The sequence below is a fragment of the Variovorax sp. P5_A3 genome, assembly GCF_056400665.1.
Window position 1 is genome coordinate 172,759 of the sequence record NZ_JBFUKW010000009.1, and the last position, 24,002, is coordinate 196,760.

The 24,002-nt window shown below is 67.4% G+C and carries 24 protein-coding genes; 4 read left to right on the forward strand and 20 right to left on the reverse strand.

All coding sequences use genetic code 11. From position 1 onward, the window contains the following. Nucleotides 1-17 precede the first annotated feature (17 nt). Nucleotides 18-1,031: a lipoyl synthase gene (gene lipA / locus AC1D3B_RS16605; protein WP_478191753.1), complete on the forward strand. Its 1,014-nt coding sequence runs from the start codon at nt 18-20 to the stop codon at nt 1,029-1,031. Here the strand turns inward: lipA and AC1D3B_RS16610 are convergent. Genes AC1D3B_RS16610 through AC1D3B_RS16705 form a run of 20 tightly spaced genes read right to left on the reverse strand, consistent with a single transcriptional unit; the run spans nt 1,009 to nt 20,256 of the window. Further along, entirely contained in the window at nt 1,009-2,412 is a 1,404-nt protein-coding gene (locus AC1D3B_RS16610) for a serine hydrolase domain-containing protein (protein ID WP_478191754.1), read from the reverse strand. The genes lipA and AC1D3B_RS16610 overlap by 23 nt on opposite strands. Then, nucleotides 2,409-3,767: a SulP family inorganic anion transporter gene (locus AC1D3B_RS16615; RefSeq protein WP_478191755.1), complete on the reverse strand. Its 1,359-nt coding sequence runs from the start codon at nt 3,765-3,767 to the stop codon at nt 2,409-2,411. The genes AC1D3B_RS16610 and AC1D3B_RS16615 overlap by 4 nt, the downstream gene beginning before the upstream one ends. A gap of 7 nt (nt 3,768-3,774) precedes the next feature. Beyond that, a complete protein-coding gene (locus tag AC1D3B_RS16620) occupies nt 3,775-4,584 on the reverse strand; it encodes a c-type cytochrome (protein WP_478191756.1) in 810 nt (269 codons plus the stop codon). 7 nt (nt 4,585-4,591) lie between these two features. Then, nucleotides 4,592-5,068 (reverse strand): DsrE family protein, encoded by a 477-nt coding sequence (locus AC1D3B_RS16625; protein ID WP_478191757.1) that lies wholly within the window; start codon nt 5,066-5,068, stop codon nt 4,592-4,594. 13 nt (nt 5,069-5,081) lie between these two features. Then, nucleotides 5,082-6,134 carry a 3-oxoacyl-[acyl-carrier-protein] synthase III C-terminal domain-containing protein gene (locus AC1D3B_RS16630; protein WP_478191758.1) on the reverse strand — a complete coding sequence of 351 codons (1,053 nt, stop codon included), beginning with the start codon at nt 6,132-6,134 and terminating at the stop codon, nt 5,082-5,084. After that, nucleotides 6,107-7,090: a hypothetical protein gene (locus AC1D3B_RS16635; RefSeq protein ID WP_478191759.1), complete on the reverse strand. Its 984-nt coding sequence runs from the start codon at nt 7,088-7,090 to the stop codon at nt 6,107-6,109. Before AC1D3B_RS16635 ends, AC1D3B_RS16630 begins: the two co-directional genes overlap by 28 nt. Next, a complete protein-coding gene (locus tag AC1D3B_RS16640) occupies nt 7,090-7,971 on the reverse strand; it encodes a hypothetical protein (protein WP_478191760.1) in 882 nt (293 codons plus the stop codon). Before AC1D3B_RS16640 ends, AC1D3B_RS16635 begins: the two co-directional genes overlap by 1 nt. Further along, nucleotides 7,968-8,840, reverse strand: coding sequence for a hypothetical protein (locus AC1D3B_RS16645; protein WP_478191761.1), 873 nt, complete (start codon nt 8,838-8,840; stop codon nt 7,968-7,970). The genes AC1D3B_RS16640 and AC1D3B_RS16645 overlap by 4 nt, the downstream gene beginning before the upstream one ends. Further along, complete coding sequence (locus tag AC1D3B_RS16650; RefSeq protein ID WP_478191762.1) at nt 8,837-9,439, reverse strand: hypothetical protein; 603 nt, start codon at nt 9,437-9,439, stop codon at nt 8,837-8,839. Before AC1D3B_RS16650 ends, AC1D3B_RS16645 begins: the two co-directional genes overlap by 4 nt. Next, nucleotides 9,436-10,575: a type III PLP-dependent enzyme domain-containing protein gene (locus AC1D3B_RS16655; protein WP_478191763.1), complete on the reverse strand. Its 1,140-nt coding sequence runs from the start codon at nt 10,573-10,575 to the stop codon at nt 9,436-9,438. Before AC1D3B_RS16655 ends, AC1D3B_RS16650 begins: the two co-directional genes overlap by 4 nt. Then, the gene (locus tag AC1D3B_RS16660; protein WP_478191764.1) at nt 10,572-10,832 is read right to left on the reverse strand and encodes an acyl carrier protein; all 261 of its coding nucleotides are present in this window, start codon (nt 10,830-10,832) and stop codon (nt 10,572-10,574) included. Before AC1D3B_RS16660 ends, AC1D3B_RS16655 begins: the two co-directional genes overlap by 4 nt. Nucleotides 10,833-10,866: 34 nt before the next feature. Beyond that, complete coding sequence (locus AC1D3B_RS16665; RefSeq protein ID WP_478191765.1) at nt 10,867-11,976, reverse strand: ABC transporter permease; 1,110 nt, start codon at nt 11,974-11,976, stop codon at nt 10,867-10,869. After that, nucleotides 11,976-12,890, reverse strand: coding sequence for an ATP-binding cassette domain-containing protein (locus AC1D3B_RS16670; RefSeq protein WP_478191766.1), 915 nt, complete (start codon nt 12,888-12,890; stop codon nt 11,976-11,978). The genes AC1D3B_RS16665 and AC1D3B_RS16670 overlap by 1 nt, the downstream gene beginning before the upstream one ends. Further along, complete coding sequence (locus AC1D3B_RS16675; protein ID WP_478191767.1) at nt 12,887-14,434, reverse strand: acyl-CoA ligase (AMP-forming), exosortase A system-associated; 1,548 nt, start codon at nt 14,432-14,434, stop codon at nt 12,887-12,889. Before AC1D3B_RS16675 ends, AC1D3B_RS16670 begins: the two co-directional genes overlap by 4 nt. A gap of 46 nt (nt 14,435-14,480) precedes the next feature. Continuing rightward, a complete protein-coding gene (locus AC1D3B_RS16680) occupies nt 14,481-15,854 on the reverse strand; it encodes a hypothetical protein (protein WP_478191768.1) in 1,374 nt (457 codons plus the stop codon). Then, nucleotides 15,851-16,660 carry an outer membrane lipoprotein-sorting protein gene (locus tag AC1D3B_RS16685; RefSeq protein WP_478191769.1) on the reverse strand — a complete coding sequence of 270 codons (810 nt, stop codon included), beginning with the start codon at nt 16,658-16,660 and terminating at the stop codon, nt 15,851-15,853. The genes AC1D3B_RS16680 and AC1D3B_RS16685 overlap by 4 nt, the downstream gene beginning before the upstream one ends. Continuing rightward, a complete protein-coding gene (locus AC1D3B_RS16690; RefSeq protein ID WP_478191770.1) occupies nt 16,653-18,047 on the reverse strand; it encodes an ABC transporter permease in 1,395 nt (464 codons plus the stop codon). The genes AC1D3B_RS16685 and AC1D3B_RS16690 overlap by 8 nt, the downstream gene beginning before the upstream one ends. Continuing rightward, on the reverse strand, nt 18,041-18,751 hold the full coding sequence (locus tag AC1D3B_RS16695) for an ABC transporter ATP-binding protein (RefSeq protein ID WP_478191809.1): 711 nt from the start codon (nt 18,749-18,751) through the stop codon (nt 18,041-18,043). Before AC1D3B_RS16695 ends, AC1D3B_RS16690 begins: the two co-directional genes overlap by 7 nt. A 6-nt stretch (nt 18,752-18,757) precedes the next feature. Then, complete coding sequence (locus AC1D3B_RS16700; RefSeq protein WP_478191771.1) at nt 18,758-19,963, reverse strand: beta-ketoacyl-[acyl-carrier-protein] synthase family protein; 1,206 nt, start codon at nt 19,961-19,963, stop codon at nt 18,758-18,760. Then, complete coding sequence (locus AC1D3B_RS16705) at nt 19,960-20,256, reverse strand: acyl carrier protein (protein WP_478191772.1); 297 nt, start codon at nt 20,254-20,256, stop codon at nt 19,960-19,962. The genes AC1D3B_RS16700 and AC1D3B_RS16705 overlap by 4 nt, the downstream gene beginning before the upstream one ends. A gap of 289 nt (nt 20,257-20,545) precedes the next feature. Between AC1D3B_RS16705 and AC1D3B_RS16710 the strand changes: the two genes are divergently transcribed. Genes AC1D3B_RS16710 through AC1D3B_RS16720 form a run of 3 tightly spaced genes read left to right on the forward strand, consistent with a single transcriptional unit; the run spans nt 20,546 to nt 23,952 of the window. Continuing rightward, a complete protein-coding gene (locus tag AC1D3B_RS16710) occupies nt 20,546-22,099 on the forward strand; it encodes a class I adenylate-forming enzyme family protein (RefSeq protein WP_478191773.1) in 1,554 nt (517 codons plus the stop codon). Continuing rightward, nucleotides 22,080-23,204, forward strand: coding sequence for an SLC13 family permease (locus AC1D3B_RS16715; RefSeq protein ID WP_478191774.1), 1,125 nt, complete (start codon nt 22,080-22,082; stop codon nt 23,202-23,204). Before AC1D3B_RS16710 ends, AC1D3B_RS16715 begins: the two co-directional genes overlap by 20 nt. Before the next feature lie 37 nt (nt 23,205-23,241). After that, nucleotides 23,242-23,952 (forward strand): helix-turn-helix transcriptional regulator, encoded by a 711-nt coding sequence (locus AC1D3B_RS16720; RefSeq protein WP_478191775.1) that lies wholly within the window; start codon nt 23,242-23,244, stop codon nt 23,950-23,952. The last annotated feature ends 50 nt before the right edge of the window (nt 23,953-24,002 follow it).

Below are 24,002 nucleotides of genomic sequence, written 5' to 3' on the forward strand. Positions count from 1 at the left end.
CCCGCCAGAGAGAAGCCATGAGCACACTCAACGTTGTCCGCGACGCGCAAAGCACCGAGGACTACAACCCCCTCGCCAAGCAGAAGGCCGCGGCCAAGCTCTCGCGCATCCCCGTCAAGGTCGTGCAGGGCGAAGTCCTGAAGAAGCCCGAATGGATCCGCGTCAAGGCCGGCTCGCCGACGACCCGCTTCTACGAGATCAAGCAGATCCTGCGCGAAAGCAACCTGCACACGGTCTGCGAGGAAGCCTCCTGTCCCAACATCGGGGAATGCTTCGGCAATGGCACCGCGACCTTCATGATCATGGGCGACAAGTGCACGCGGCGCTGCCCCTTCTGCGATGTCGGCCACGGCCGGCCCGATCCGCTCGACAAGGACGAGCCGCTCAACCTCGCCAAGACCATCGCCAAGCTGCGCCTCAAGTATGTCGTGATCACCAGCGTGGACCGCGATGACCTGCGCGACGGCGGCAGCCAGCACTTCGTCGACTGCATCCGCAACATCCGCGAGTTGTCGCCGCAGACGCAGATCGAGATCCTCGTGCCCGACTTTCGCGGCCGCGACGATCGGGCGCTCGAAATCCTCAAGGCCGCCCCGCCGGACGTGATGAACCACAACCTGGAGACCGCGCCTCGCCTCTACAGGGAAGCGCGCCCGGGCAGCGACTATCAGTTCAGCCTCAACCTGCTGAAGAAGTTCAAGGCACTGCATCCGAATGTGCCGACCAAGAGCGGCATCATGGTCGGCCTCGGCGAGACCGACGAAGAGATCCTGCAGGTGATGCGCGACATGCGCGCGCACGACATCGACATGCTGACGATCGGCCAATACCTTTCGCCCAGCAACAGCCACCTGCCGGTGCGCCGCTACGTGCATCCGGACACCTTCCGGATGTTCGAGGAAGAGGCCTACAAGATGGGCTTCAGCCACGCGGCCGTGGGTGCGATGGTGCGCAGCAGCTACCACGCGGACCAGCAGGCGCACGCCGCCGCCACGCACGCGGCAGACGTCAACGCGTTGCCGCAAGCCTGACGCCCGCCTGCGGAGGCAGGCGCGGACGCAGGCTCTCGATCGCCGCCGCCACCAGGCGATTGATGCCCACGATGTCGTAGCGCTCGGTGTGTGTACGGCCCAGTCGCACCACGACCAGTTGCTCCGAGGGCACGACCACCACGTACTGCCCCAGGTTGCCCAGCGCGTAGAAAGCATCTGCCGGGACATCGGGCATCGGGCGCCTGCCCGAGCCGGCACGGCGATTGATCCACCAGCCCGCGCCGTAGGGCGTCCCCAAGGTCGGCGTGGTCGACCAGTCCACCCAGCCCTCCGGCAACAGGCGCTGCCCTTTCGCCGTGAGCCCGTCGCGCCGGTACAGTTCGCCGAAGCGCGCCCAGTCGCGCGCCGAGGCCAGCACGTAGTGCCCGCCGACCGGTGTTCCGGACTCGTCCATTTCCATCGTGGCATGTCGCATGCCCACAGGACCGAACAAGCGCTCGTGCGCGAAGCGCTGCACCGCGTCGGCATTGCCGCCGACCGCGTCGCGAACCTCGCGCGCCGCGAGCTGCGTGCTTGCGCTGCTGTAGCCCCAGCGCCTGCCCGGCGGCGCGAGGACGCGAGCCTGACGGGCGAACGCGGCCATGTCTTGGCCGTGCACGTAGAGCATTCGATTGGAAGGATCGAAGCCGCTGCCCACCTCGTCCAGGTCGAGGCCGCTCGTCATGCGCATGAGTTGCTCGAGCTTGATGCCCGCCCTCTCCCCGACGGCCCAGGCGGGCCTCGTATCGACATTCAACCGACCTTCGCGCACGAGCACGCCGACCAGTGCATTGGTCACCGACTTGCTCATCGAGAACCCGAGCAAGGGCGTGTCGGGCCCGTAGCCCGACGCGTAGCGCTCGCCGATCACGCGTCCCTTGCGCATGACCACGACAGCCTTGGTATGGCGCGCGGCATGCGGGTCGTTTTCGGCGAAAGCCTCGGCCAGCGCCGACTGCAGGATCGGTGACCGTGCGGTGATCGCGGCGCCTTCGGACGGCCCCGGCGCGGCGGACCGCGCGGAAACGCCGGCTGCGGGCACACGCGCGTCGTGATCCTCGACCAGCATGCATCCTGTGGCGCCAAGATAAGCCGCGCGACTCGCGAACGCACCGCCGATGGTGGCTCGAACTTCGTGGCGCTCTCGATCAACTTCGTAACGCGTGAGCGGTGCCACCCAGCGAAACCCCGGACGAGGCGCCAGACTCTCACCGAAGGCCTCCTGCGGATCCAGTCCGCCGACGAAAGTGTCCGAGCAGATGTCGTGGGCCGTGACGCCCGTCGCGACGCGCAGCGCCAGATCCGGCCGCAGCCACGCGCCGAGCCCCCAAATTCCGACACAGAGAAGGGCCGCGACAAGCGACCCGCGCAAGAGTTTCATCCTGAAGATTCCGGAGGCTCCGCAGGCCGGCCGCGGGTCTGGTTCAGGACCAGTTGCACGATCACCAGAACGATCGCGAGCAGCAGCGTGGTCTCAATGCCCGCCAGCGGCACGCAGAGGCCGAGCGCGATCGCTGCGAAGCGGGAAAAGCGAGTGTCCCGGCGAGCGCTCCGCCAGCCCGAGCGCACCATGCGCCATCCGACCAGCGCCAGCGTCCCCGCAATGGCGGCGTGGGTCACATGGGCCAGCGCCGGCGACGCGATCCAGGCGAGCAGGAGCAAGAGCATGGAAGACATCACGGCCGCCGAGCGCGTGACGGCGCCGGCCTCGATGTGGGCCGAGGTCCGATTGAAGGAACCCGAACAGGCGAAGCCGCTGGTGGCGGACGCAGACAGGTTGGAGAAGGCCTGCGCCAGCAGCTCACGCCGGCAGGCACGGTGATCGGCGTCGGGGGCGACCGAGCGAAGGATGATGACCGACTGGAGACTCGCCACCACCGCAATGCCGAACGCGCTCGACACCAGTTGCTTGAGGATGTAGAGCTCGTCGGCATTGAAGGTCGGCCATCGAAGGACGTCCCATGTCAGTTGCAGATGGCCCACCCGTTCGAGCCGTGTCGCCCCGGCACCGACGAACAGGTCCAGCACGCCGCCCGCGATGGCGCCGAAGAGCATGGCGGCCACCAGCGACGGCATCCACGGCGTGCGCAGTCTGGCGAAGCATTGCCCGGCCGCGACGGACGTCAGCGTGACCAGCAAGGCCCATGGATTTGCATCCGCCCATCGCTGGAAATACACCCAGGGCATTGCCCAGGTCGGCAGGTCGGGCGCGACCAGCAGGCCCATCGCTGGCGCCATCTGGCTGCCCAGCATGAGCATGCCGATCCCCATGTTGAGGCCGGTCGCGGTGTACTGCGGCAGCAGTGAGAAGAAGCGGCCGATGCCGCACCAGGCGCCGGCGAACTGCACCATGCCGACCATCGCGGTCAGCGTGGCTGCGAACAGCAGGTATTCCCCGCTGCCGGGCACGCCGAGCGGAAGCAAGGCGATGCCGAGCATCATCGCGACGGCCGTGTTGGGGCCCGACAGCAGGACGCCGGAGGGTCCGAGCAGTGACGCGACGATGACGGGGATGACCGACGCGTAGATGCCCATCTCCGGCGGCAGCCCCGCAAGCACGGCGAACGCGATGCCCTGCGGCAACATGATCAAGGCCGACACCCAGGCGGCCCGCAGGTCGCCCCGCAAGGGACGCCACGCCAGGACGGCACTGCGTCCGGGCAAGGTGCGGCGGCGCCGCATCGGACGCGCGGCGCCCGGGGCCACGACCAGGGCTTTGGCGGAACTGTCGGACACCAGCGAGCTACTGCGCGAGAAGGCCGGGCACCAAGCCCTTGCGTGGATCGGGCCAACGTTCCTGAAGCCCCATCCACGCGGCCACGTCCAGGGCTTCCTGGTCGGTCAGGTTCGGATTGCCCAGCGGCATGTTGGCCTTCAGGAAGCCGGCCAGCAGGTCCATGCGGTGCATCCCAGCGCCCTTGTTGAAACTGCCGAAGCCCCACACCGGCGGCACGGCATAGGTGCCCGAGCTGTCCTGGTAGCCCTGGCCTTCGCCTTGCTCACCGTGGCAGCTCGCACAGCGCTGCGCATAAATCTGCTTGCCCCTCAACGGGTTGGGATCGGAGCCAGTACGCGGAATGGTGGGGAAGCCTCGCCCCGGCTGTTCGACACCGATGGGTCGATCGATCGCCAGCCATTGCAGGTACGCGATCAAGGCCCGCATCTCATGGCTGTCCTGCGGCGGCGAGAAGCCGTTCATGCTGAAGCGGAAGCACTGCTGGATGCGCTCTTCGAGCGTGACGACGCGATCGACCTTGGAGACATAGGCCGGGTACATGCCGAACGCGGCCCACATCGGCGCCGCGTTGGCCTTCCGCCCCGCGTCCAGGTGGCAGCTCGCGCAGGTCAGGCGATTGCCGGTGTAGATGCGCGCGGCCTTCGGCGTCTGGGTGAACACCCGGTAGCCCTGGTAGACCAGTTCGCCGTGCTTGTCCGGCGGGAACTGCGCGCGCGCGCTGCTGTCCCCGCCCTCGGGCTCGGGCTCGGCGGGGAGACCGCAGCCCGCCAGCGCCAGCCCCAGTGCGGCAGAGAGCCAAAGCACCAGACGTTTCATTCGGCAATCAGGGCTTGATGTAGGCGTAGCGTTCGGCGCCCTGAAGCCGCGTCAGCTCGACCACGCCGGACGGAACCGTCGAGACATTCGCAATGAGCGACGACGCGGCGATGTTGGTCTTCTTCATCGACATTTCGCAAGCCACGAAGTGCACGCCCTTGGCCTGCAGGCCCGCGATCGCGCTGCCGAAGTCGCCCTGGCGATCGCGCTCGCCCTTGACCAGCGAGAAGATGCCGCGCCCATTGGCCACCAGCGAAATGCTGGCATTGGGCGTGGCCGCCAGCTGGTTGTTGATGTTGTTCAGCGCATGCCGCAGGGAGCCGACGTCGTCCACGTGGTAGACCACGCGAAGGCCCGCGGGCGCGGTGTTCGCGGCGGTCGCCGGCTCGGCCGCGTTCGCCTGGGCGATGGCCGCAGGCGCTGCTGCCGCGATCAGCAAGCCGGCAACGACGGCCGAGACAAGGGAAGCATTTTTCGATTTCATGAGAGTTCCAGGTTCAGGATGAGACAGGGGAGTGAGGGCTGACGGTCCAGGGCGACGCATCGACCGCCCCGGCCCACGAGCGGGAGATGCCAAGGGCGCAGAAAACACCCGAGGTCGCGGAAGCGAACAGGACCGCGTTGCCGCTGTCCAACGCATCCGGCTGCGCGAAACGCTGAAGGAAGTTCGCGAAGGGATCGCAGCAGAAGACATGGCCGACCTCGCCGATGTTCTGGCTGTGCAGCTTGTGCCGGGGCAGACCCAGCAGGTCCATCACGCGCTTGAACGCCGAGAGGTTGGCGTTCATCGGCAGCACGGCATCGACATCCTCGGGCTGCCATCCCGATTCAGCCATCACCTGCGCCATCATCCGATGGGCGAGCAAGGGGTAGTTGAGGACATAGCGCTGGCCCAGTTCGGCGCTCTTGGCGGTGCCGCGGTAGTAGCGGCTGTCGATCGAGTAGGCGATGTGTCCGATCCGGTTGAGCGGGTTGTCGCGACGGATCAGCAGCGCCAGCGCGCCATCGCTCTGGATCGCGTAGGCCCCGACGTTCCGGTACGGCTCGCCGAAGACCTTGTCGGCGCTGACGATCAGCACGTTGTCCAGCGTGCGGTGCTGCCACATCAGGGTTCGGATGAGGCGCACCGCGCACATGACCGATGCGCAGTTCTGCTGGGAGATCGAATACCCGATGGCGTTGCGCATCCCGAAGCGCTTCATGACCACTGCGGGGACGCTGGCCGGCGCGGCCATCGTGCTCATCGTGCCGGCATGGCAGAAGATGACCAGGTCGATGTCGGCCGGCGTGAAACCGCCGGCGTCCAGCAGCTTCTGCACACCCGCGCAACCCAGGCCTTCGATGTCGAGGTCCGGCGCCACGTGGTAGTTCGCCAGGCCGTTGGACACCATCGTGGGCAGCAGCTTCCGTGCGGCCGGTCCTGCGGACGCGGCCCATTCGTCGAGATGCTTCCTGATCGGCGGCACGTAGCTGGCGCCGGCCGCGATGCCGAACTGAGGAAGCGCCAAGGGGTCGACGGCCTTCAGACCGATCGTGTCAGGACGCAGCATGCGAACTCTCCGTTGTTGCCGGCGCACCAGGCCAGCACCGGGCGGTCGAGGCCGGGCTGGCGCTCGAGCGCCGACAGCCGCACCAGCAGATCGGCCGATGCGATGTACTCGGCCCGGAAGCCGGTGGGCCTTTCGGCCCGCAGCGCTGCCAGGCCGGCCAGGCTGTGGACTTGACGCTCCAGCGCGGCATCGGGACATACCGGCACCACCGCGCCAAGGTCGCCGGCCGTGAGGCCCAGGTGGCCCAGGCATCCCGCGATGTGCGCCGCGCAAGAATCGGCGAAACATTCCCGTTCGGCGCGGGGCCAGCGCTGATGCGCCCGCAGATCGGTGGCGAAATGATGAACGGCGACGTGATGCAAGCGCCAGCCGACCCGCTTCTCGCGGCCGATCACCGCCGCAGCGGCCACGTCACGCCAGTGCATGCGCCACGGCCGGTTGGGCGCCTGGCCGAAGAGCAGCTTGTCGGCCGCGACCACGAGCACGTTCTGCAGCGCCTCCGGTCCTTCGATGAGTCCCGTGGCCAGGTCCAGCGCAATCGGCACGCCGGTGTTGTGCACCTGTGAGATCGAGAAAGGAAAGGCGCCGCGCAATCCCAGTTCGAACTGCACGCGTCCGACACTGGAGTCCGTCGGCTGTTGGTCCGGCGCGGCGTGGCAATAGACGAGACCGCCGACTGTCTCCTTGTCGAATCCGACGACGGCGCGCTTGGCGACGAGCAGCGCCAGCTCCACGGCACTGAGATCACCGTCCCGCTTGCTTGCCAGCGGTATCACTGCGGCGGGGTAGCGCATGGACGACCGGGACAACACGCGGCGAAGGACGCTGGGCGCATCGAAGCCATCGCCCAGGTTGGCGCGTCGTGTGACGAGCGCACGACGCAAGCCCATGCATTCGTCGATGGAGCCTTCGTGCGAAACGATGGAAGAGAGATAGACCATGACGTGCGAAGCCATCAGTCGCAGAAGGTGGGCAGGCGCGCACCCTCCAGCGGGACCATCCGGCGCGGCATTGCGGGCCGCACCTCGATATCGGAAAGGGTGTAGTAGCCGGCGAATCCGACCGCCCCGGCCAGTACGCGGCAGCCGGCGGCGGCGCCATCGATGTCGAGCCAACGCATCAATCCGATCCAGGGATCGGCGCCGAAGCAGTGTCCCCATTGCGCATAGAAGTTGGGCATCAATGCGGCCTTGCCCACCACGCGCTGCGCCGTGGCATACAGGGGCGGCCGGCTGAACGGAATGAAGGTCGGCAAGGCCGCGTCGCGCCCGGCATTGCGCTTTCGCAGTGCCATCAGGAGTTCGCCGTAGGCGCTGTTGGCGAACGGCCCGCCGCACTCCGGCGGCTGAGCCTCGGCCGGCAGCTCGAACAAGAGGCTGGTGATCCCGAATCCGGATCGTCCGACCACGGGATGCTCCAGCACCCAATCCAGTTGATGCACGTCGACATCCACCAGCAACAGCGCCACCCGTCGCACAACGGTATGCCGCATCAGATGACGCAGCGCATAGCCCCAGCCCGCACACTGATAGGCGTTGACGATGCCCTGTGGCCGGTGGCCCGAATGCGCTTCGACGGCGGACACGAAGCGTTCCACCGCGAGCGCCGAACTCGTGAAGTTCGGCCCGAGGATGCTCGATGCCACGACCACCGTTTCCGGGATGAAGCCCGTCGTGGCGCATGCGTCGCGCAGTTGCTCGCCGGCGAGCCGTCCGGCCAGCGCAACGCGCTCTACCCAGTCGGCCTGGTCGCTCGCGAAGGGCGGCTCGACGCGCCCGTGCCAGATGCCGCAAAGCTGCGGCACGGCGGCATGGTCCGGCGTGGATGCGCTGCTCATGACGACGGTCCCGCGCGCACAGGCTCGTTGCGAAGTTCGACCCGGGTCCAGGGGCCGACCTGCACACTGCCGATCGCGTAGTAACCACTGAAGGCGAAGGACCCGAGCGTGACGCACTCCGGCACTGCCGGCGGCTGGGCACGCAGCCGCTCGATCACGCCGATCCACGGGTCGGCGCCGAAGCAGTGGCCATAGTCGGCGTGCCGGTTGGGCGCCAGGCAGTCACCGACGGAGCGCCTGGCAATGCGGTCGAGCCCTTCAGGCATGAACGGCAGGAAGGTCGTCACAGGACCGGTGGTCCTGCGGCGCGCGCGCAGCGCATGCAGCATGTCCGTGAAGCCATGGTTCGGAAGCGGCCCGTCGCAACAAGGCGGCACGAGGCCCGACGGCATTTCCAGCCCGACCGTCGTGACGCCGTAGCCGATCTTTCCGAGATTGACTTCGTACTCGCGCGAGAAGAGTTCGTGCAGGTCCGCGTCGAGGATCGTGAGCGTCAGCCAGCGGCAGTCCGTGTGCTGCGCCGCGAAGCGGATCGCGTAGCCCCAGCCCGCGCACTGGTAGGCCTGCAGCAACCCGGCCGGACGTTCCCCGCAGCGCGCCGTCACCGCATCGAAGAAGCCCCGCCGGTAGACATCCCATCCGGTCGCGACCTTGCTCAGCATCGAGGTGCAGACCAGGTGCATGCGTGAGCCGCCCATCATGGCCTCTCCCACGCGCGCGGACTGGTCGCCAAGCTCGTCCCGCAGCCACGCCAGGCGATCCTCGAAGGACGCCTCGTCGCCCAACAGGGGCGCGACGACGCGTGCATGCACGATGGCATGCAGCTTCGCCAGGGGGCGGCCATCCGCCGCATGGACGGTCTTGCTCATGCGGCCTCGGCGAGGGATTGCACCTGCAAGCCCTTCAGTCGCTGCATGAAAGCGCATTCGCCGACGAAGCGCGAGAACGCCGCCAGCCCGGACTCGATAGCGACCGGCGCCAGCAGCGCCACCGACAACGCATTGCGCCCGTGCTCGATACCATCGGCCCGCAGATCATGCTGGACCACCACCACATTGCGACGCCCGGAAGCCAGCACGCTCGGCACCATGTCCGCCGGCCAGTGCACCAGGATGACATCGGCCGCGAGCAGGTCGGCAGGCAACTGGACGTTGAAATCAGGTCCATACGAACGGATCAGCATGCAGCCCAGGTCCGGAACATGGGCTCGCAGATCCCGCGCGATGCCGGCCAGGATGGCGTTTCGCTCGCTCAGGGACATCAGCACCGGCGACTCGCAGCGGTGCTCGAACTCGACGACGTGGGCGTATTCCTCGGCCCGGTTCATCGGCACGCACTGCAGCTCGGCCTTGTGATGGCCGCCGGCGAATGGCGAGCGCGCATAGACCCCGCCAGCGCACCAGCCGCTCAGGGGCCCCAGGCCCGCCAGATGACCCGTCATTCCGCTCATGCCGTTGCTCGCGTTCATGCAGTGATGTAGCGCTGGGCCTGGCGCAGGTTGAGAAATCCCGTGGGCGAATAGCTGTGGTACGCGCCGCAGTGGTCGAACACCAGCATGTCGCCGGGGTTCGGCAACGCCGCAACGGGCAGGCTCCCGATCACGTCGGCCGGGCTGCAGCTGCTGCCCACCACCTTGAGCGATTGCGCGCCAATTGGCATCGGTGCCGGGCTCTCGGACAGCCGCACCAGCACCGGCTCGCGCCGGCGCTTCACGAAGTGCTCGGTCTGCGCGAGGCTGAAGCACTGGGCCATGCCGCCGTCGCACACCACGATCGGTCCTTCGCGCAGTTCCTTGGTCGCGACCACGCGCGTGACGAAGCGACCGGCGCGCGAGAACATCGAGCGTCCGGCTTCATGCAGCACGCGCACCTGCGCTTGCAGGCCCTTGAGGCTTTCGCGATAGCCGGCGAAGTCGGGCGCGGTCTGTCGCCAATCGCCGCCGAGGCCCGCGCCGATCAGCGCCAGTTGAAGATCCACCGCGGAATACCGGCCGAGTTCGTCGACCAGCGCCGTCAGCCGCCGCGCGATCGGCTGGGCGCTGGGCGCAAAGCTGTGCGAGCCGGCGAAGACGTGCAGTCCGATCACCTTGAGCTTCGAACCACCGTCGGACAGACGCGCGATCTGGCCGTGCAACTCGCTCACTTCCATCCCGAAGTGATCCGCAGCCGGACCTTGCTGTTCGAGCAGGCCGGCCGCGTTGACGCGCAGCACGATGCCCAGGGGCGCGCGATGCGCGGCCTTCGGCTCTTCGAGGACCTGCTCGATCAGCCGGATCTGGTGCGGGCTGTCCGCCACCAGCGTTGCGCGGCAGGCCACGGCGGCAGCGGCCAGTTCACGGTCCATCGCAGGCGTGTTGACGAAACGCGGGACGCTCATCCGGCCCATCGTGAGGTTCAGCTCGCCGAGGGAGGCGACCTCGATCCCACCAGTGAGCGCATGGCTGCACCGCACGAGCAGGTCGAGCAATGGGCAGGCCTTGACGGAAGCGACAACCTCGGTTCCGAGCTGGCGCCGCAACTCGGTCAGGTCGTCCATCACGACCGCCGGGTCGAAGAGATAGCAAGGTGTTTCAAGCTGGGCCAGCGCGGCCGGGTCCGACGTCATCGCTTCTGCTCGACTTGCCGGGGCGCCAGGGCGCCGAGCTGGGTGTCGATGTCGCGCAGGGTCGTGTACTGCGTCAGTTCGATCGACGTTGGATCGATGCCGGTGCGATAGATCTGCTCGCAGATCATGACGAGCTCGACGACGCGCATCGAATCGAAGCCCAGTTCGCCGATGGCAACGTCCGGGTCGATGCTGTCGCGTTCCATCGCGTTCTTGACGTGGTCCGTCAGCAGGCCGAGGGTGTCTTGTTCGATCATGTTGTCCATTCCTTGAAGATGAAATCGGTGATGGCTATTGCTCGTGCCAGCGGAAGCTGAGCGACGCGACCAGCGCGAACACCCCTGTCCACCCCGCCATCTCGGCCAGGCTGCGCAGGTGCGGTCCGAAGCCGTCGCCCTGGATGAAGACGTGGCGCAGCACGTCCACCAGCAGTGCCGGCGGCAGGTGCGCCATCACCGCGCCGACCGCCGGCGGCATGGCGTTCATCGGCATGGTCAGGTCGCACAGGAAAAGCAGCGCGATGTAGACCAGGCCGGTGAGGAAGTTGGCGGCGGAGAGCGTCGCGATGCGCGCGCCCATGGCGGTGCCGAGGGCGAGCAGCATGCAGCCGCCGAAGAGCATCACCAGGCCGCCGCGCAACACCTGGCCCACGCCCAGGGAAAGCGGAACGTCGAAGAAGCAGTGCGCTCCGGCGACCAGCGCGCACGAGGCCAGCATCAGCAGCAACAGGCGCGACAGCAGCATGCCCAGCAGGAAGGTGGAAGCCCTGACCGGCATGCATGCCAGCATCTTGAAGCCGTTGCGCTCGCGGCGGTAGGCCAGCGAATTGCAGATGGAGTTCATGCCGGCGGACAGCATCGCCATCACCATCGTGCCGGTCAGGACGTAGTGCACGAAGGACAGCGCCGGCAGCGCGCCGCGCGGGTCGTCCCTCACCTCGATGAGCGGTCGGTGGTCGCGCACGTCGGCCTCGAACTTGAGCGTCAGCGCTCGCATCACGCGAACCACCAGCTGCGCGGGCAACCCATCCTGTGCAAAGGTGACGCCGACGGGAATCGGACGGCCTTGCTCGATGTAGTGGCCGAAGCCTTCGGGGATGGTGACCCGGGACGCGCCGTCGGCCACCGGTGCCTCCTCCTCGGCGATGCTCAGTTCGGCCGGAATCGACTCGCTCGCGGAGAAGGTCCTTCGGATCTCGTCGATGTAGCGCCGGGAGATCGCCGTGCCGTCCAGGTCCACGATCTCGACGGTCTGCTGCGGGAGATTTCCCTCGCGGCCGAACGCGAACAGCATCATGAACATGAAGAAGAACGGGAACAGGAAGATCCAGAACAGGGCGGACGAATCTCTGGCCAGGATCTTCAGTTCGTTGACGACCAGACGGGGCAGCTTCCAGCGCATCACGATGCCTTGGCGCAATGGCGCAGCAGGTCGGCGAGATGGCTGCGCCCGACTTCGACGGCCAAGGCGTCGGGATGGCCCATCAGGGCATTCGCGACGTCGGCCAGGGACGTGGACGACGCCACGCTGAGGTTCTGCTGCTCGACGAGCGGCACGCGTTCGAGATTGAACTTGCGCTGCAGATGGAATGCCAGGCTTCGCGCGCTCTTTGCGTCCCTGCATTGGACGGTCAGCCTGAACGCGCCGACCAGATCGCGGCACAGGTCCGCGGTCGGCGCGTGGCGCACGATGCCCTCGCGGCTCAGCCAGGCCGTGTGCGAGACCAGCGCGAGCTCCTCGGCGGTGTGGCAGCACATCACGACGGTGGTGTCTCGCATCTCGCCCAGCAGATCGCGCAGGCGGTGGGCGAACTGCGGGTCCAGGCCCGTGAACGGCTCGTCGAGGAACAGGATGCGCGGCGCGTGCGCCAGGGCGAGGAACAGCTCGACCCGCTGCGTCTCGCCGCGAGAAAGGAATTCATAGAGCCGCCGCGACAGGGCGGGAATGCCCAGCGCATCCATGACGCGCCCGGAGGTCGAGGGGTACAGGCTGCGGTGCAGCGCGACCATTTCGCTCACGCGGGGACGGCCCGGAAAGAACGCCCGCTGAAGCTGCACGCCCAACTGCCGACGCAAGGCCGGGCGGCGCTTCCACTGACCGAGCGGGATGTCGAGCATGTCGCCCTCCGTCACCGTCGTGGCGCGCAGGCCGAGGATGGCCTCCACCAGGCTGGTCTTGCCGACGCCGTTGCGGCCGATGATGGCGACCTTTTCGCCTGCACCGATCCGCCAGTCGCTCACCTGCAGGTGGCGCTCCGGCATCGGCACGACGAGCCGGTGCAGGTCCAGGGCCCAGGACGACGCTGCGCTGCTCACACCCCGCCTCCGCTGTGCAATTCGACGCACAGCCTTCGCAGTTGGGGCCGGTCGATCTTGCCGTTGACCGAGCGTGGCAGCTCGGGCAGGAGCACGATCCGGGGCACCATGTAGGACGGCAAGGCCTTGCGGCACTGCGCTTCCAGGCTGCTCTTCAGCAGCTCCGGCTCGCCGCTGTCGACGGCTGCCACGACGGTGGCATAGATCGCATCGCCCAGGTCGCCGGCCGGCACACCGAACACGGCGACCTCGCGCACCTCGGGCCACGCCGCGATGAGGCCCTCGATCTCCGTCGGACTGATGCGGTAGCCGCTCGACTTGATCATTTCATCGCGCCGCCCGATGAAGTACAGGAAGCCCTCGGCATCCCGCGTCACGATGTCGCCGGACCAGACGGCGTATTCCGGCGTCAGGCCGCCGCACAGGCGGCTCGGGAGCGGTCGGAAGCGCTCGGCCGTCCGGCCCGGGGCATTCCAGTAGCCCAGCGTGACCAAAGCCCCGCGATGGACCAACTCGCCAGGCTCGTCGGCAGCGCAGACCTCGCCGTCGGCATCCAGCACCAGGATCTCCGCACCGGGGATGGCCTTGCCGATGGAGCCGGCACGGCGATCCACTTCGGAAGGATCCAGATAGGTCGAACGGAAAGCCTCCGTGAGCCCGTACATGAGGAAGGGGCGTGCGGCGGGAAAGATCGCTCTCAACTGCGCCAGCAAGCCCGCATTCATGTGCCCGCCGGTGTTGGCGAACAGTCGCACGCCGCGGGTGTCGACCTTGTCCCACGGGGCTTGCACCAGCAGCGACCACAGCGGCGGCACTGCGGTGATCATCGTCACGCCCTGGCTCGCGACAAGGCGCGCGATGACCGGGGCGAGCATCGGCGTGTGCAGTACCACGCGTGCGCCGACGGCCAAACCGGTGGTGAGTTGGCTCAGGCCCGCATCGAAGCTGATGGGGAGCAGCGCCAGCACGACATCGTTCTCCGTCGTGCCCAGGTAGCTGTTCACGGCCCGGCACCCGGCCACCAGGTTGCGGTGCGAAACCACGACGCCCTTGGGCTGGCCGGTCGAACCCGAGGTGTAGAGCAGTGCCGCGGGATCGTCGTCGATGCTGCGATGCAAGGGCGCCGACCCGCGGACGATCTCCGGCAGCGAGCCGGGCTGGTCGCACAGGACCACGCGGATCTTCAGGTCCTCGAAGCCGCCGCCTAGTTCGTCCTGGCGCGTGGTCGTGGTGAACAGCAGCTGCGCAGTGCAGTCGAGCAGGATGTGGCGCAGCTGGTGCTGCTTCAGCTTGGGGTTCAGCGGCACAGCGATGCCGCCCGCATGCATCGCCGCGAGGACGACCGCGCAGGCGTCAATGGACTTGTCCATGAAGACCGCGACGCGGCCCTTGTCGCGCAGCCCAAGCGCGATCATCGCCTGCGCAAAGTACGCGACCCGCTGCACCAGCGCGGCGTAGCTCAGTTCGCTTCGCTCGTCGACCAGGGCGACCTTTTCGGGATGGCGTGCCGCCGAGTCGAGCAGCAGGGTAGCTATCGATTCCATCAGGAAAACTCCCCTGGCATGCAGGTCGCAATGAATTCGCTCATGACTAGAGAAAGTAGGTGAAGCCGAGAAGCAAGGCCCGGCGAACGGGGTCGCTGCCGTACAGGCTGTCCGCGCCGCCACCGGTCGTGACGAGCGTGCCGCGCAGCCGGGCGGCCGGACTCAACCTGTACTCGAGGGCCATCTGGAAGAGCCAGGACTGGTCGTCCAGGCTTCGGTTGATGAAGGCGCTGAAGTAGAGGTCGCGGAATCCGACCTGGTCCCACTGCGCGCGAAGGAAAACGCTGCGCTGCGACAGCGGCTCCTGCATGGCATTCGCGTAACTCCTGACGTACCAGGCGAGCGCGGCCCCCGCGGGGCCGGATGAACCCGTGGCCAGCCACCGCTGCCATTCGGCCGAATCGAACCCGGCCTGGTGGTAGTTCAACTGCGCGCTGAGGCTCAGGCCCGAGCTGCCGGTCCATGTGGCGCCGATCGCCGCGTCGTTCTGCCAGGACTTGCCGGGCCGCGCCTGCCCCATGGCAAGGGCCTGGGGCGGCAGGTCGCCGATCGCGACGCCGCTTCGCAGCGCCTGCTGCATCAGCGAATACCCCTGTCCGCCCGAATATTCGAAGAACATCGTGGTCTGCTGGCCGTAGCCCCGCGTCAGGTTGGTTCCGACGTGCCACCCCTGCGTGTCCCTGAAGGCCAGGACCTCGGGACTGCCGAGCGACGGCGCATCCAAGGCCGCCTTCAGCAGCACGCGCCGCTCGCCGTTGGTGTCTGCGAGGCGCAGTCGCTGGGTGGGCGGGTCGAACGCAATCCCCTCGGGGCTGGTGAGCTTCGGCGCCACCGCCACCATCAGCGCGCTCTGCGCGTCGATCCGCTGGGCGGCCAGCATGACCGTGCCCAGGCGATTGTTTCGTTGCACCTCGGGATCGCGGGTGCTGTAGTCGACGGCCGAGCGCGACTTGAAATAGTCGGTCGGGTTGTAGCCCACCGCGGCACCGTTGCGGACGTTGATGCGGCCAGCCTCGACCACATCGCGGTCGTTGGCCCGCCATTGAACAGCCGCCTCCCGCAGGTCGAACTGTTCGTCACGTGAAGTGATGCCGTCGCGCGTGCGCGACACGCCAGCTCTCGCGCTGGCCCGGGCGCTCAGGTCCGGTCGCATCTGCCACTCTCCTCGCGCATCGATGATGCCGCGCTCGACCTGGCGCGTGGATGCGGCCGAGGCGATCGGCACCAACGGCTTTCGCCGATCGTCGGATTCCACGTTCAGTTCGACGTAGATCGCGCCGATGCGCTGCGGCTTCAGCAGTGGCTCGTCATCGTCGACGAGCACGGCAGACGGAATGCGGTCGGCGTCGTCCGGGGCGTGCTGCGCCGCAAGACCGACATGGACCCCGAGCATGCAGAGGCTTGTCACAAGCAGCTTCATGGGCGTGCGGCCTCGCCGCCATCGCGCAGCCTGGGCAGGTATTCGCGGTTGAACCAGTTGTCTGGAATCTCCTGGGCGACGTAGCCGGTGAGCACGAGTCGGGTGATCACGCTCTTGTCCACCTCGTCCAGGATCACGACCTCGCCGGGCCGCAGCTCGCCGAGCTGCTGGCTGAACTTCCGATAGAAGGCCAGCTTGAGAGCCCGCCCGCTGTCCACGAAGAAGCGCGCCTTGACCGGCTGAAAGGTGCCGCGCTCGATCCAGTATTCGATGCGCATGTAGACCGCCGCCGGGGACGCGGCCTTCAGTTCGATGCGCCAGGTCTCGCGCTGGACGTTGTCGGCGTCCTTGACGGTCTCTTCGCTCACCATGCGCGGCGTGTAGTCGAGCCCGAAATTCACGCTCATGACGTCGCCGTTGGCCGCTTGCCCGACCAGGCGCTGCTGAGGCGAGATCCGGATGCTGGCGGAGGAAGCGGGGTCGTAGAACCAGAAAGCCTTGTCGTCCATCAGGATGGCCTTGCCATGGTCGGCGGCCGGCTCCAGATAGCGCGCCAGGTTGCGAAAGCGCCCCGTCGCGGCTTCGGGCTTGGAATGCAACACCAGCGTTGCCGCGTCGCGTGCGCGTCCGTTGCGGAACTCGGTCAGCCGCAGCCGGACCCGGAAGGGCTGCTGCGGATTGCGGATCCGGTCGGCGCGCGCAACGGCACGCCGGGCGAGATCGTCGTCCTGCGCGAGGACGCGGAATGGCGAGATCGCGATCGGCGATGCAGAAGCAAGCTGCAGGAGTAGGCGTCGACTAAACATGGCGAAGCGCATCGACGATGGGCATGCGGGAGGCGCGGTGCGCGGGAAGCCATGCAGCCAAGGCCGCGACGGCGATCAGCAGCACCCATGTGCCCCCGATCAGGCCGGGACTGCCGAACAGGTACAGCCTGAAAGGCAGCACGCCCGCTGAAGTCGGCGGACTCCAGACGAGGCCACAGCGGTTGACCACGAACACGATCAGGATGGCCAGCACCACGCCGACCGTGACGCCGAGAAGCCCTTGCAGCGCACCTTCGAGGATGAACAGGTTTCGCAGGCTGCTGCGCTGCACGCCCAGCGCGCGGGCGGTGCCGATCTCGCTGAACCGCTCCATCACGCTCATGCCCATCGTGTTCATGATGGTGAAGAGCACGATCGCGCCGATGACCAATGCGACGAAGCCGAACAGGAAGGCGAAGAAGGCCTGCGTCTGAGCGTAGAGCGAATTGAGTTCGACGAAATCGCGAACCTCGAGATCCAGCCCGCGCGCCTCGAAGAGCCGCCGCAGCGCGGTGCGCGCCGCGGGCACTTCCTCGGTTCGCTGGAGCTGGATGTTGATCGCGGTCGCGCGCGGCGCGCCACGGCCGTAGACCAGGCGCTGGGCGTTGCCCAGCTGCATGACGATCAGGTTGTCATTGAGTTCCTTGACGCCATGGACGTCAACCCGCTCCACCGCGGCCGACATGACGTTCGGCGCCCCGCCCGCGGTCGCGGCCAGGAGTTCGATGCGGGGCACGTCGTCCGACGGCGCATCGTCGTCGCTCGTGTGTTCGCGCTGGCTCAGCAGGACCAGGTCCTCGTCTTGCGCAGCAGGCACGGCCGGCTCCGTCCGGACCTTGGGGTGTCGGGGGCAGGTGCCAAGGCTCGCGCCGCCGCACAAATGCAGGATGCGGGCTAGACCTGATCCGACAGCCACACCATCGTCGCGCGCCAGCGGCGAACTGGTCGCCTCGATGCCTTCGAGCCCATGCTGATTCCATGTCAGCATGCGAAGCCGGTCCGCCGGAACGACGCCTTGGCCGAAGAAGGTCTTGGAAGCGCCCGCCTGGTAGTTGCCAGCCACGCCGGCAACCACCTGGACCGGCGTCGCGACCCGCAGCAGCGGCTGCATGCCGGGGTCGCTGCGGATGGCATCCATGAGCGCGACGTAGTCCTCGACGCCATAGGCCGCCGGGTTGCCGGCGCCATAGAGGAAGTAGCCGTTCTGGAACACGGCGACGTGGCCGCTGCGCCGCACCGTCGAGGTCTGGAACTCCAGCACGATGTAGTTCATGAGCGCGCCAAGCAGCAGCAACGCCGCCGCGCCCAAGGCGATGGTCATCGACGTGATGCCGGTGCGACGCCGGTTGCGACGCACGTTGCGCCAGGCGAGGGACAGGTTCAGCACGCGGCCACCCCCTTCGTGTGCGTGGTCCGCGCCTCGCGCGTCACCCGGCCATCGTTGGCGTAGAGGACCTGGTCCGCGTGCCCCAGCAACATCGGGTCGTGGGTAGAGAAGACGAAGCTCGTCCTGAACTGCCGCTGCATGTCGCGCATCAGCTCGACGATGGCGAGACCGTTCGACGAATCCAGGTTCGCCGTCGGTTCATCGGCCAGCACCAGGGCCGGCCGCTTCACCAGTGCGCGGGCGATGGCCACTCGCTGGCGCTGACCGCCGCTGAGCTGGTTCGGCCGATGCGTGCGATGTGCTCCCAGTCCTACGGCCTCGATGAGCTCGTCGGTCCGCGCGCGTCGCTGCGACCTGGACATGCCGCTTTGCAGCAGCGCGTACTCGACGTTCTCGTAGGCGCTCAGCACCGGCATCAGGTTGAAGGACTGGAAGATGAAACCGATGCGCTCGGCGCGGAAGCGCGTGAGTTCGCGGTCGGAAAGGAGGTTGACGTCGCGCCCCTCGATGACGATCCGGCCGCGTGTAGGCCGATCGAGCGTACCGATCAGGTTCAGCAAGGTGGACTTGCCGCTGCCCGACGGCCCGACGACCATGCAGAAGCTCGATGCATCGAGGCCCACGTTCACGTTGCGCAGGGCGTGGACCTCGATGGCGCCCTCCCGATACGTCCTGCTGACGCAATGAAGCTCAAGCATCTGCAGCGCCGATCAAACTGTCGCGGCCGATGCGACGGCGAGAACGGCGTTGTGTCCGCCGAAGGCAAAGGAGTTGCTGAGCGCACAGTGCCCGCTGCCCAGCACTTGCGCTTCGTTGGGCACGCAGTTCAGGTCGCACTCCGGATCGGCCTCGAGATGGTTCAAGGTCGGCGGTGCGAATCGCTCCTGCAAGGCCACCAGCGTGGCCAGCAGTTCGATGGCGCCTGCCGCGCCCAGGGTGTGGCCGTGCATCGACTTGGTCGAAGACACCTGCAGGCGATCGACCCGGGCGCCCAGCGCCTGCCGCAGCGCACGCGTCTCGGCGACGTCGTTGGCCGCGGTGGCGGTGCCGTGGGCATTGACGTAGACGAGGTCCTCGGCCTCCATCCGCGCATCGCGCAGGCAATTCCGCACCGCATCGGCCTGGCCGTCGATCGAAGGACTGAGGATGTGATGCGCGTCGGATGTCAGTGCGTAGCCGCGAATCTCGCCGAAGACGGCGGCGCTGCGTTGCCGCGCGTGCGCCAGCGACTCGATGACCAGCATGGCCGCGCCCTCCCCCAGGACCAGCCCGCGGCGATCCCTGGAGAAGGGACGGCAGGTATCAGGCGCCAGGACGCGCAGCGACTCCCAGCCTTTGAGGTTGCCATCGACCAGGCTCGCTTCGGTGCCGCCGACGATGGCGACATCGACGGCGCCCGATCGGATCAGTTGCACGCCCAGCCCGACAGCGTAGGCGGAGGATGCGCAGGCGGTGGACACGACGAACGCCGGCCCGGTCACGCCGAAGGCCATGCTGATGTGGCTGGCCGGCGAATTGGCCATGATCTTCGGCACGGTGAACGGCGGCAGCCGCCGACGCCCCTCCACCAGGTTGGACCGGTAGGACTCCTCGATGCTGCAGATGTTGCCGGAAGCCGTGCCCACGATCACCGCTGTGCGCGGCCCCAACCCGCCGGAGACATTCAGGCCGCTCTCGGACAAGGCCTCTCGCGCGCTCAACAATGCAAATTGCGCCGACCGGTCCAGGAATGGCAATTCGCCCGGACTGAATTCCGCCGACGCGTCGAAGCCGGTCACCGGCGCCGCCACCTTGACCGGCAGGCCCTGCACCGGAACGATGCCCTGGACGCCGGCGCGCAGCGCGGCCGAGAAGGCGGGCACACCCCGGCCGATCGCGGACATCACGCCGCGGCCGGTGACAACCGCCCGATTCATGCAGCGACAGCCGATTCGGACTGCTTGGCCCGCACGAGCTCGACCACCTGCTCCATCAATTGCCCGACCGACTCGAAAGCAGCCGCGGACCGCCCCTGCTCGTTGGCATTGAATGGAATCGAGATGTCGTACTCGTCCTCGATCGCGAAGATGAGTTCGACCAACCCGAGCGAATCGATGCCCGTGTCGGCAAGCAGCGCTTCCGACCGGAAGTGCGCTACGTCGAGCCTGGTGGTCTGGACGAAAAGCTCGACAACTCGTCGCTCGATGGATTCACGACTAGTGTCGGCCATGGTCTTTATCAATCCCTGAAATATGGTTCGCAATATCCGATGGAGAAAATCGATCTCCCCGGATCACGTAGAGCACGCGAGATGAACATCACGCAGAAGCGCCAGTTCACGGTGTGCACATTGCGTATGAAAAAAGGCGGAGGCGAAGTCCGAACGGCCTCGCCAGAAGGGAACGGATTGGACCACCGCATTGCTCGAATTGACGGACCGGATCAGCAATCCAGACGTTTCTCTACTCAATAAGGAGCTTTCCGTGCGCTATCCTTTCAGCAACACACGGGTTGCACTCATGAATGAAATCCTGGCGGCCATTGACCGTGACTTCGGCGTGATCGCCGACCTGATACGGCTTCACGCGCGACAAGCGCCTCACAGACCCGCGCTGGCCGATGCGACGCACGCGCTCAGCTATGGGGCGCTCGACGCGCTGATGGACCGCATCGCGGCCAGCCTGCAGCGCGACGGCCTGCGTGCCGGCGATGCGATCGCGGTGTGCGCGGCGTCCAGCGTCGACTACGCGGCCGTATTCCTGGGCGCGCTGCGCGCGGGCGTCGCGGTCGCACCGCTGGCGCCCGGCTCCACGCCTGCGGGTCTTGAGCGAATGATCGAGGACGCCGGCGCGCGCATCCTGTTCGTCGATGAAGCGGCGGCACACGTCATCGGACCCGCCTCACCGTCATCGGCCGGCGCCATACCCCGCATCGCGCTCGACGGCTCTAGCGCGGGGCGCGAATTCGAAGCCTGGCTCGCGCCGGCCGGCGTGCGGCCGGCAGCGGTCGAACTGCAACCTTCGTCGCCCTTCAACATCATCTATTCGTCCGGCACCACGGGCGAGCCCAAGGGCATCGTGCAGGGCCACGGCATGCGCTGGGCACATGTGAGGCGCGGCGCGAAGTATGAGTACGGGTCCGAGACGGTGACGCTCCTGTCCACGCCGCTCTACTCCAACACCACGCTGGTCGTGTTCTTCCCGACCATCGCATTCGGCGGCTGCGTCGTGCTGATGCCGAAGTTCGACGCCGCCGGCTACCTGAAATTGGCGGAGCGCCATCGCGTGACGCACACGATGCTGGTGCCGGTGCAATACCAGCGGCTGATGGCGCATCCCGATTTCGGCGCACACGACCTTTCGAATTTCCGCTTCAAGTTCAGCACGAGCGCGCCGTTCAACGCAGCACTGAAGGCCGATGTGCTCGCGCGCTGGCCCGGCGGCCTGATCGAGTTCTACGGCATGACCGAAGGCGGCGGCACCTGCATCCTCGAAGCCCACCTGCACCCCGACAAGCTCCACACCGTCGGCCAGCCCGCCGAAGGCAGCGACATCCGGCTGATCGACGAGGCCGGCAAGGAGGTCGCGCACGGCGAAGCCGGCGAGGTCGTGGGCCATTCGGCAGGCATGATGGTCGGCTACCACCGCCAGCCGGACAGGACGCGCGAGGCCGAATGGTTCGACCCGGCCGGCAAGCGCTTCATCCGCACCGGCGACGTCGGCCGCTTCGACGACGACGGCTTTCTCACGCTGTTCGATCGCAAGAAGGACATGATCATCAGCGGCGGCTTCAACATCTATCCGAGCGATCTCGAAGCGGTGCTGCGCGGCCATGCGTCGGTGGCGGACGTTGCAGTGACCGGCGTGCCTTCCGAGCAATGGGGCGAGACGCCGGTGGCCTTCGTGGTGCGTCGCGCTGGCGATCACACGACGGCGGAGGCCCTCCTGCAGTGGGCCAACGCCCAGTTGGGCAAGACACAGCGGCTCGCGCGCCTGCAGTTCATCGACGAACTTCCGCGAAGCGCAATCGGCAAGGTGCTCAAGCGCGAGTTGCGTGAACTCGCCGCCCGCTGAGTCTGTTGCCGACGCCGAGCACGGCGGGGGCAATGGCCTGCTGTGGGTTCTGTTGGCCGCGGCTGTCGTCTTCGCGGTGGTCCGGCCGCGCGCCCCGATGGACTACGTCCGGCTCGTGGACTGGCAGACCGTCGGGGCACTGGCAGGCCTGCTCGCCATCACGCAGGGCGTCGAACGCAGCGGCATGCTGCAGGCTGCGGCGGCCCGCGTGCTGTCACGCACGACCGAGCTGCGCAGCCTGGTCTTCCTGCTCGCTGCAAGCGCCGCGGTGCTGTCCGCACTGGTGACCAACGACGTGAGCCTCTTTCTCCTCGTCCCACTCACGCGGGTGCTGGCGACACAGGCGCACCTGCCCCTGGCCCGGCTGGTGGTGATCGAGGCCCTGGCCGTCAATGCCGGCTCCGCGCTGACGCCGATCGGCAATCCGCAGAACCTCTTCCTCTGGCATCGATCGGGCGAGAGCTTCATCGGCTTCATGGCCATGATGGGGCCGACCGTGGCGGTGATGCTGTTCTGGCTGTTCGCGGCAATCCGCTTCCTGGTGCCTCGTGCACCGATCGCGCTCAAGCCGTCGAGCCAAGCCACGCCGATCCAGCCGCGCCTGTTGGCCTTGTCGGGTGTGCTGTTCGTCGGCTTCGTCATCGCGCTCGATCAGCGCTGGCTGCTCGCCGGACTGGCGGTCGTGTTCGGCGCCTTCCTGCTGCTGCGTCCGCGCGTGTTGCTCGGTGTGGACTGGGCCTTGCTCGCGATCATCGCGCTGATGTTCGTCGACCTGCGGCAATTGGCCGAGTTGCCTGCGGTAGCGGCGCTGCTGGGTGGGTTGCCGATCGGCGAAGGCTGGCGCGCCTATCTCGCGGCCATCGCCACTTCGCAGTTCATCAGCAACGTCCCAGCCACCATCCTGCTGGACGGCTTTGTGCGTGACTTGCCCGCGCTCGCGGCGGGCGTGAGCGTCGGCGGCTTCGGGTGTGTGCTGGGCTCGCTCGCCAACCTGATCGCGCTGCGCCTCGCAAGAGTGCCGAACGGATTGCGCGAGTTCCATCGCATGAGCATTCCTTTCCTGCTGGTCTGCGGCGCGTCGGCGCTGCTCTTGCGCCTGGGGTGACAGGCGACGTCGGGGCGAGGAGAATCATTCGCTTCCCATGCAGATCCAAGACGCCTCACCCCACTCGTCCGGCCTTTCGCTGCGCCGCTACGGCGCTTCGCGCGGGAGCCACGCGCACGCGCATTTCCAGGTGCTGGTCGGACTCGATGGCGTACTCGAACTCGAGGTGGAAGGTCGCGGTCGCCGGATCGGCACCGGCGACGGCTGGGTTGTCCAGCCGGGCGACGCCCATGATTTCGAATCGAGGAACGGCAGCCGCTGCCTAGTGCTCGATTCGACACAGGATCTCTGGGCGCAGCGCGCGGGGCGCTCGCCGCTTGCGCCGCAGCTGCTGTCGCTCGCCCGCTACCTTGCGGTCTGCCTGTCGCAGCCATCGACGCCTACCCTGGCGCTTCATCACGGGCAGTCCTTGCTGCTGGAAGCCTGGGGCCCTCCCTTGCAAGACACGCGCGGGCGGCCCATCGATTGGGCGAATCTGTCCGTGTGGGCGCAGGCACGCTGGCATCGCCCCCTGAGCGTGGCGGATCTCGCCTCGGTCGCCTGCCTCAGCCCCAGCCAGTTCGCCCAACGCTGCCGCGACGAGTTGGGCGTGAGCGCGATGCAGTGGCTGCGCACGCAACGGCTGATGCATGCGCGGCAATTGCGCGCGGGCGGAATGGCCGTCGCCGAGACGGCCCGACGAACAGGCTACCGTTCGCCTTCTGCGCTGACAGCCGCGCTGCGCAGGGCCTCCGGCCGCGACGACTGACCCTGCCAGATCGTCGCCACGCGACGATGGTCCGGCGTTGCGCGACGACC